1 protein-coding gene and 1 pseudogene are annotated in these 572 nt (G+C 64.9%); both read right to left on the bottom strand.

What is annotated here, in order from left to right; all coding sequences use genetic code 11:
• Positions 1 to 216: pseudogene (locus MLGJGCBP_RS51160) on the bottom strand (ATP-binding protein); the annotation flags it as partial.
• 59 nt (positions 217 to 275) lie between these two features.
• On the bottom strand, positions 276 to 572 hold a 297-nt coding region (locus MLGJGCBP_RS48465; protein WP_236581196.1), incomplete at its 5' end, for a LuxR C-terminal-related transcriptional regulator.

Here is a 572-nt window from a genome sequence, read left to right on the forward strand (position 1 = left end):
AAGGGGGTAGGTGACCGCCGTCAGGTTCGCCAACAGTCTCAGCCGCGGCCCGCTGAACGCGAACGATGCCACGCCCAAGGCCAATCCCGGCCCGAAGAACAGCACCAACGCGAGCGGTGTCCACCATCCCGCCATCACATCGGTCAAGCTCCGCACGTCGGCGACAAGCAGAAGGAGGTAGAACAGGTACCCGGCGCCGATGAAGCGTGCGAACATGCGCAAGATCTGATCGGCGGTGCTGACAGATGCATGGGCAGCGGCATGCGGAGCGGGCGCTAGTGTTTGCGTCGGCGTCGTTGAGGTATCGGTAGCCATCCGTCCTCCAGCGCGCGTTTATACAGATCGGTCTTCGTTGGTGCAGGTCGGCCCGCCTCAGCGTACTTCTGACGGATCCGGCCGAGGTAATCGTTCACAGTCTCCTGCGCGAGGCCCGTGAGGGAGGCCACCCGAGCGGCCTTCTCCCCGGATGCGTAGAGGGCCAGAACCTCTCGCTGTCTCGGGCTCAGGTCGACGTCCAACAGGTTCGGATCGCCGTCGATCGCGGCCGCCCAATCGGTGGTCGCCACCACACC

The sequence above is a fragment of the Rhodococcus sp. T7 genome (assembly GCF_009872365.1).
Taxonomy (GTDB): Bacteria; Actinomycetota; Actinomycetes; order Mycobacteriales; family Mycobacteriaceae; genus Rhodococcus_F.